We start from the raw sequence: 7,907 nt of genomic DNA on the forward strand, positions 1-7,907 counted from the left end.
GCAGCGGCGAAGCCGGTGCGCAGGTCGGCGAGGATGTCGTCGATCCCCTCCAGGCCGACCGAGAGCCGGACCAGCTCACCGCTGACCCCGCTCGCGGCCTGCTCGGCCGCGGTGAGCTGGGCGTGGGTGGTCGTGGCGGGATGGATCGCCAGCGAGCGCACGTCGCCGACGTTGGCCAGATGGCTGTGCAGCTGGAGGGCCTCGACGAAGGCCCGGCCCGCCGCCGCGCCGCCGCGGATCCCGAAGGCCAGCACGGCACCGGCGCCGGCCGGCAGGTAGCGCGTCGCCGCCGCGTGCCAGCGGCTGGTCTCCAGCCCCGGGTAGGCGACCCACAGCACGTCGTCGCGGCCCTCAAGCCAGCGCGCCACCGCCAGCGCGTTCTCCGAGTGCCGCTGTACCCGCAGCGACAGCGTCTCCAGCCCCTGCAGCAGCAGGAAGGCGTTGACCGGCGACAGCGCCGGGCCGAGATCGCGCAGCAGCTTCGCCCGGGCCCGCACGATGTAGGCGGTCTCCGGGAAGGCCTCGAGGAACACCAGCCCGTTGTAGGACGGATCCGGGCTGGTGAACCGTGGGTAACGCCCGTTGCCCCAGTCGAACCGGCCGCCGTCGACGATGACCCCGCCGATGGACGTGCCGTGCCCGCCGATGAACTTCGTCGCCGAGTGCACGACCACGTCGGCGCCGTGCTCGAGCGGGCGGGACAGGTACGGGGAGGCCAGGGTGTTGTCGACGATGAGCGGCGCGCCCGCCTCGTGCGCGGCCCCGGCCACCCCGGCGATGTCGAGGACGTTCCCGCGCGGGTTGCCGATCGTCTCCCCGTAGAGGGCGGCCGTGTTCGGGCGCACGGCGGCCTTCCAGGCACCCAGGTCGTCGGGGTCGTCGATGAAGGTCGTCTCGATGCCGAGCTCGGAGAGCGTGTGGGCGAACAGCGCGTACGTCCCGCCGTACAGCGACGACGACGAGACCAGATGATCGCCGGCGGAGGCGATGGTGAGGATCGCCAGCGCCTGCGCCGCCTGGCCGCTGGCCACCGCCAGCGCCGCGGCACCGCCCTCCAGGTCCGCGACCCGCTGCTCCAGGACGTCCTGGGTCGGGTTGACCACCCGGGTGTAGGTGAACCCGACCTCGGCGAGCGAGAACAGGTCCGCCGCGTGACGGGTGTCGTCGAAGACGAACGACGTGCTCTGGTAGATCGGCACCGCGCGGGCACCCGTCGCCGGATCCGGCTGGGCGCCGGCATGGACCTGCCGGGTCTCGAAGCTGTACGTCGTGGGCTCGCTCGTCACGGGTTCCCTCTCACTGCTCGCTACCTGGTCGGTTCACTGCCTGGCCGCCGTCTGCCACCGCCCGCCGTCCTGCCGCCGTCCTGCCGCCGCCGGCTCACCTGCCCACAACCGGCGGACCGGGCCGGGCGACATGATCAGTATGCTCCTCGGCCGGCGGGCGCCTCGACGTCGGAGTAGTACCGCCGGGCCACCTCGGGATGGCTGCGCAGCCAGCTCTTGAGGGTGTTGACGCCGTGCTCGGCGAAGATCGGGTTGCGCGGGTCGGGGGGCTCGGCCGCCGGCAGCTGCCGGCGCAGCTCGTCCGGCAGCGGCAGGGGCGCCAGCGTCGCCGACAGGTGCGGGCCGAAGAAGAAGGCCGCCGACACCCGCTCCGTCCCGGCCGGCGGGCTGACGACCCGGTGCACGGTCGCCCGGTAGTAACGCTGGGTCGCCAGCTCGAACATCTCACCGATGTTGACCACGAAGGTCCCCGGTACCGGGGTGACGTCGATCCAGCCGTCGGCCGGCACGTCCGTGCCCGCCCGCGGGCTGCGCGCCACCTGCAGGCCGCCGCTGTCGTCCTGGAGGACGAACGTGACGAAGCCGCCGTCCTTGTGGGCGCCGACGCCCTGGTCGTAGCCGGCGGCGAAGCCCGGCGGCGCGGGCAGGTAGCGGATCAGCTTCAGGTGCGAGCGGGGGTCGACGGCGAACGTCGGGTCCAGGTGGCCGGCGGCCAGGCCGAGGGACTCGGCGAACGCGTGGACGAGCGTGCGGGCGAGCCGTCCCAGCTCGGCCAGGTAGGCCCCGACGATCCCCCGCATCCGGGGGAGCGCGGCCGGCCACTGGTTGGGGCCGTCCAGGCGCAGGTAGGGCGGGTCGTGCGGGCCGAGCCGGCGGGCGGGGCGCTCGTCGCCGATGTCGATCTGCTCGCGGATGTCCGGGCTGTCCCGGGTGATCTCGTGGCCGAGCCGGGTGTACCCGCGGAAGTGCGGCGAGTGGATGTTCTCGATCTCGAGCTTGACGGCCTCGGGCAGGTGGAAGAACTCCCGGCTGACCGCCAGCACGGCGGCGGTGGCGGCCGGCGGGATCCCGTGCCCGGTGAGGTAGAAGAAGCCCGGCCCGTGGCAGGCCGCGCGCAGCGCCGCCAGGAACGCCGTCCGCCCGGGGCCGCCCGTGCGGTAGGGGCCGATATCCAGCGTGGGCAGGGCGGCCGCCGGCCTGGCGGTGGCGCTGCCCGGCCCGTCCGGGCCGGTGCTGTCGGCGTCGGCGCTCCCGGCACCGATGCCGTCGGCGCTGACGTTGCCGGTGCGGGTCCTCTCAGGCCTCCCGGTCGTCCCGGTCGTCCCGGTCGTCCCGGTCGTCCCGGTCGTCCCGGTCGTCCCGGTCGTCCCGGTCGTCCCGGTCGTCCCGGTCATCGTCGGCCTCCTCGTCGGCCGTGGGCCGGAAGTGACGACGGTCGGTGACCGCCGTTCGGTCGGACATGCCGGACAGCGGTCACGCGCCGCGCCGGTCGCGGGCGTACCGGCTGGCCGGGCGGGGCAGCCCCAGGTTCTCGCGCAGGGTCCGGCCCTCGTAGGAGGCCCGGAACAGGCCGCGCCGTCGCAGCTGCGGGATGACCAGGTCCGCGAAGTCGTCGAGCGTCTCCGGCAGGTACGGGAAGATCACGTTGAAACCGTCCGCGGCCTGCGTCTCGAACCACTCCTGGATGTGGTCGGCGACCGTCTCCGGGGTGCCGACGATGGTCCGCTCGTCGCGGGCCAGCCCCCTGGCGAGCTCGCGGATGGTCAGGTTGCGGGCCCGGGCCCGCTCCACGATGAGCCGCTGGGCGCTGCGGCTCTGGTTCGAGACGGGCAGCTGCGGCAGCGGCCCGTCCAGCGGGTGCGTCGACAGGTCGACGCCGCCGAGCCAGTAGGCGAGATCGGCCAGCGCCACCCGCGGGTCGAGCAGCGCGTACAGCCGCTCGGCCTTGTCCTCGGCCTCGGCCAGGGTGCGGCCGACGATCGTGGACAGCGCCGGCAGGACGAGGACGTGCTCCGGGTTCCGGCCGGCCGCGGCCGCCCGCGCCTTGATCTCGGCGTAGAAGGCCCGGGCGGCGGCGCCGTCGGGATGGTGGGTGAAGACGACGTCCGCGGCCGCGGCCGCCAGCGACTTACCGGCCTCGGAGGAGCCGGCCTGGACGACCACCGGATGGCCCTGCGGCGGGCGGGGGATGTTCAACGGCCCGGTCACCGAGAAGTACCTTCCCCGGTGGTCGAGCCGGTGCACCCGGTCGTCGTCGAAGTAGATCCCGGACGCCTGGTCGCGGCGGAACGCGTCGTCGTCGAAGCTGTCCCACAGGCCGGTCACCACCTGGTGGAACTCCGCGGCCCGCCGGTAGCGCTCGGCGTGCCCGACGTGCTCGGGCAGGCCGAAGTTACGGGCCTCCGCGTCGTTGAGCGAGGTGACCAGGTTCCAGCCGGCCCGCCCCCGGCTGAGATGGTCCAGCGAGGCGAACGTGCGCGCCAGGTGGTAGGGCTCGTTGTAGGTGGTGGACGCGGTGGCGATGAGCCCGATCCGGCTGGTGGCGGTGGCCAGCGCGGCGAGCAGGGTCGTCGGCTCGAAGGAGTCGTTGACCACCGAGACCCGGCGCAGCACCTCCTGGTCGGCGAAGGGCACCCCGACGAGGTCGGCGAAGAAGAGCGCGTCGAAGCAGGCCCGCTCGGCGGTCCGCGCCAGCTCGATCAGGTGCCGGATGTTCACGCCCGCGTCCGGGACGGCGCCCGGATGCCGCCAGGCGGCCAGGAACTCCCCCGGCGGCTTGAGGAAGGCGTTGAGGCGCAGCCGCCTGCCGTGGGTCATCGGTTTCCTTCCCCTGCCCCCGGCCCGGCCTGCCGCCCCGCGCCCACCGGCTGCCCGGCGCCCCCGGCGCCCCCGGCACCCCCGGCACCCCCAGTGCCCCCAGCGCCCCCGATGCCGGCCCGGGGGCGCGGCAGGCCGAGGTGGCCGCGCAGCGTCGTCGTCCCATAGGTGTGGCGGAACAGCCCGCGGCGGCGCAGCTCGGGGACGACGAGGTCGACGAAGTCCTCGGCGGCGCCGGGCAGGTAGGGAAAACTGATGGTGAAACCGTCGGCGGCGCGGCTGGTGAACCACTCCTCGATGTGGTCGGCGACATCCTCCGGGGTACCGGCCACGGCGCCCACGGTGGTGAACCGCAGCGCCAGCTGGCGGATCGTGAGGTTCTCGCGGCGGGCCAGGTCGAGCATCAGCTCCTGGCGGCTGCGGCTCCGGTTGGTCGCGCCGATGGGCGGCAGCGGCCCGTCCAACGGGTATCCGGACAGGTCGAGATCCCCGATGTTGTCCTGGACGAGCCGGCGGGCCACGTCGTCGTGCACCAGCTCCTGCAGCTCGGCCAGGCGGGCCCGGGCCCGCTCCCGGGTGCTCGCGACGAACGGCGAGAGCAGCGGCCAGACCAGCAGGTGGTCGCTGTCCCGGCCGTACGCCGCCGCGCGCGCCTTGATGTCGGCGTAGAACGCCTGGGCGCCGGCCAGCGAGGTCTGGGCGGTGAACACCACCTCGCCGTGGCGGGCCGCGAACGCCCGGCCGGTCTCCGACGAGCCGGCCTGGAAGATCACCGGATGGCCCTGCGGCGGCCGGGAGATGTTCAGCGGCCCGCGCACCGTGAAGTGCGGGCCGGCATGGTGCGGGGTGCGCAGGCCGGCCGGGTCGTAGTAGTGCCCCGACGCGGTGTCCCGGACGACCGCGCCGTCGTCGAAGCTGTCCCACAGCTCCCGGACGACCTCGACGAACTCCTCGGCCCGCAGGTAGCGCGCGCCGTGCTCGAGATGGGTGTCCCGGCCGAAGTTGCCGGCCTCCAGCGGGACCACCGACGTCACCACGTTCCACCCGGCCCGGCCGGCGGAGAGATGGTCCAGCGAGGCGAACCTACGCGCGATGTGGAACGGCTCGTTGTAGGTCGTCGTCGCGGTGGCGACCAGGCCGATCCGCTCGGTCACGGTGGACAGCGCGGCCAGCAGGGTCAGCGGCTCGAAGTGGTCGGCGCGGGCGGTGCGCCGCAGCGAGTCGTACTGGTGTCCCCAGATGGCCACGGTGTCGGCGACGAACAGCGCGTCGAACGTCCCCCGTTCCAGCGTCCTGGCCAGCCGGATGTGATGGTCGATGTCGAGCTGGCCGTCCGGTGGCGAGGACGGGTGCCGCCAGCCGGCGATGTGCCCGCCGGAGCCGTGCAGGATCGCGCCCAGGGCCAGCCGGCGCCGGGAGCGGCCCGGTGCCGGCGCCGTGCCCGTGACGGGGGTCGTCATGTCGGGGTCCTCTCCACCGCCGGCGCGGCGGCCGGGGCATGCCGAAGCGGTGGGACAGGTCAATCGGTGCGTCGTGCCGTGGCCTGGCTGTCGTTGGCTGGCTGTCGTTGGCTGGCGTGTCGCGGTGCGCCATGGCCGGGTGGCCGGCGGCGCGACCAGCTCACCGCCGCCGAAAAATGATCATTACGGCCGGGCGGATCGCACGGAGCACGTCACCGCATGAGGCCGCGGGGCCGTCACAGGGCCACCAGGGGGCGTTGACGATGGACGGCGGGCTTGCGGCACCCACTAGCTGTCAGGCCGGATCAGCGGGGGCTCTGTTCGACGTCAACAGATCTGGTCGAAGTGATGCGCGCGGCGGGAGGACCAGAACGGGTCGAGCATCACCGTCCAGGACGCAGATCCGGCACGCATTGTCCGAATGTAACCGCACCGGTGGCCAGGGGTCCAGCACCACCGCCCGGCCGGGCAGGCAGCGGCGGGACGGGACGCCGCCGGCACAGAATCGGTATGGGCCAGCGGGCGGGAGGGCCGGGCCGCGAGGGCCGGGCGGCGAGGGGACGGCTGGTTTGGGTAGGGTGTGGCGGTCCCGGTTCGCCCGCGTCCGTGGGGGGAAGACGGGGGGTGAGATGGACGGCGAGGGAGCACAGAGCCCCATACCAGGAGACCTTTTCGGCGATCTCCCCGTGAAACGTGCGATGACGGCCGGCGTGGACGCGCACGGCACCGTCACCGCGTGTGGCTCCCGCACCCCCCACCTGCTCGGATACTCCCCGGCCGAGGTCGTCGGGCGGTCGGTGGCCGATCTTCTCGCCGCCCCGCTCCCGCGACCGGCCCGGTGCCGCCTGGCGGACGGGCGGAGCTGGAGCGGGACCGCCGTCCTGTGCCACCGCGACGGGCACGGCCTTGAGGTGTGGCTGCACGCCCAGCCGCTGCCGGCCCGCGACGGGACGGTCACCCAGTGGTTCGTGACCGCCGTCACCGTCCAGGACCTGCGTGACCACCAGCGTGAGCGCCAGGCCGAGCTGACGCTGCTGGACTGGGCGTTCACCCAGGCCCCGATCGGCCTGGCGATCTTCGATACCGAGGTGCGGGTCCGGCGGCTGAACAGCGAGTCGGCCCACATGACCGGCCTGCGGGAGCGGGACGCGCGCGGGCGCCCGGCGGCGGAGGTGTTCCCCGCCCCCGGGCAGCACCAGCCCGCCGGCCTGGTCGAGCAGGCCCGCCAGGTGGTGCGGACCGGCGAGCCCGCATATTACGAGGCCTACGAGGACTACCGGGCCCACGGGGCCGACGGGGCCGACGGGGCCTTCCACCAGGCACCGGGCGAACCCCGCGAACGCGCCTGGGCGATCACCCTGTCACCGGTGCGGGATCCGGCCGGCCAGGTCAGAGGCCTGCTCAGCGCGTCGCTCGACATCAGCGAGCGGTACTGGGCCCGGCAGCGGCTGACCCTGCTCAACGAGGCCAACGCCGCCATCGGCAGCACCCTCGAGCTCACCCGCACCGCCCAGGAGCTCGCCGACATCGCCGTCCCCCGCTTCGCCGACTGGGCCAGCGTCGACCTTCTCGACACCGTCTACCACGGGGACGAGCCACCGCCGGGCCCGATCACCACCCCGGTGATGCTGCGCCGTACCGCCCACCAGTCCGCCCTCATGGGGCAGCCGGAAGCCGTCGTCGCGCTGGGCCAGACCGACATCTACCCACCGGACTCCCCCATCGCCACCGTCCTCGCCACCGGCCGGAGCGCCTCCTACCGGATCTCCGACCCGCCGATGGCACGATGGATGGCGGCCAGCCCCCTGCGGGCCGCCCGGATCCGCGAGTACGGGCTCCACTCCGTCATGATTGTTCCGCTGCGCGCCCGGGGCAGCACTCTCGGCGTCGCCGTCTTCATCCGTCACCAGCACCATCCCGGGCCCTTCACCCCCGACGACCTCGTCCTCGCCGACGAGCTCGGCGCCCGCACCGCCGTCTGCCTCGACAACGCCCGCCGCTACACCCGCGAACGCACTACCGCCCTTACCCTCCAGCACAGCCTCCTCCCCCACCATCTCCCGCGGCACACAGCCGTCGACGTCGCCTCCCGGTATCTGCCCGCCGGTGCCCAGGCCGGCGTCGGCGGCGACTGGTACGACGTCATCCCGCTCTCCGGCGCCCGCGTCGCCCTCGTCGTCGGCGACGTCACCGACCACGGCATCCACGCCGCCGCCACCATGGGCCAGCTGCGCACCGCCGTGCGCACCCTCGCCGACGCCGACCCCACCCCCGACGAGCTGCTCACCCGGCTCGACGACGTCATCACCCGGCTGGCCACCGGCAGCAGCCAGAACGCCGACCA

Annotated in this window: 6 protein-coding genes; 1 reads left to right on the top strand and 5 read right to left on the bottom strand. The window is 74.0% G+C overall.

Going from position 1 to position 7,907, the window contains the following annotated elements:
- The 5 genes from NBW84_RS01170 to NBW84_RS01190 form a co-directional block, all read right to left on the bottom strand.
- A partial coding sequence (locus tag NBW84_RS01170) for a bifunctional o-acetylhomoserine/o-acetylserine sulfhydrylase (protein WP_250280869.1) occupies positions 1-1,286 on the bottom strand: 1,286 nt, incomplete at its 3' end.
- A gap of 134 nt (positions 1,287-1,420) precedes the next feature.
- Entirely contained in the window at positions 1,421-2,548 is a 1,128-nt protein-coding gene (locus NBW84_RS01175) for a 2-oxoglutarate and iron-dependent oxygenase domain-containing protein (protein ID WP_250280886.1), read from the bottom strand.
- Positions 2,549-2,582: 34 nt separating this feature from the next.
- Positions 2,583-2,747 carry a hypothetical protein gene (locus NBW84_RS01180; RefSeq protein ID WP_250280870.1) on the bottom strand — a complete coding sequence of 55 codons (165 nt, stop codon included), beginning with the start codon at positions 2,745-2,747 and terminating at the stop codon, positions 2,583-2,585.
- Positions 2,748-2,759: 12 nt separating this feature from the next.
- Positions 2,760-4,103, bottom strand: coding sequence for an LLM class flavin-dependent oxidoreductase (locus NBW84_RS01185; RefSeq protein ID WP_250280871.1), 1,344 nt, complete (start codon positions 4,101-4,103; stop codon positions 2,760-2,762).
- The gene (locus NBW84_RS01190; protein ID WP_250280873.1) at positions 4,100-5,563 is read right to left on the bottom strand and encodes an LLM class flavin-dependent oxidoreductase; all 1,464 of its coding nucleotides are present in this window, start codon (positions 5,561-5,563) and stop codon (positions 4,100-4,102) included. Before NBW84_RS01190 ends, NBW84_RS01185 begins: the two co-directional genes overlap by 4 nt.
- 698 nt (positions 5,564-6,261) lie before the next feature.
- Between NBW84_RS01190 and NBW84_RS01195 the strand changes: the two genes are divergently transcribed.
- Positions 6,262-7,907 (top strand): SpoIIE family protein phosphatase (locus tag NBW84_RS01195; protein ID WP_445548604.1); only part of this gene is annotated, 1,646 nt, incomplete at its 3' end.

Source organism: Protofrankia sp. CiP1_Cm_nod2, from assembly GCF_920664355.1.
GTDB lineage: Bacteria > Actinomycetota > Actinomycetes > Frankiales > Frankiaceae > Protofrankia.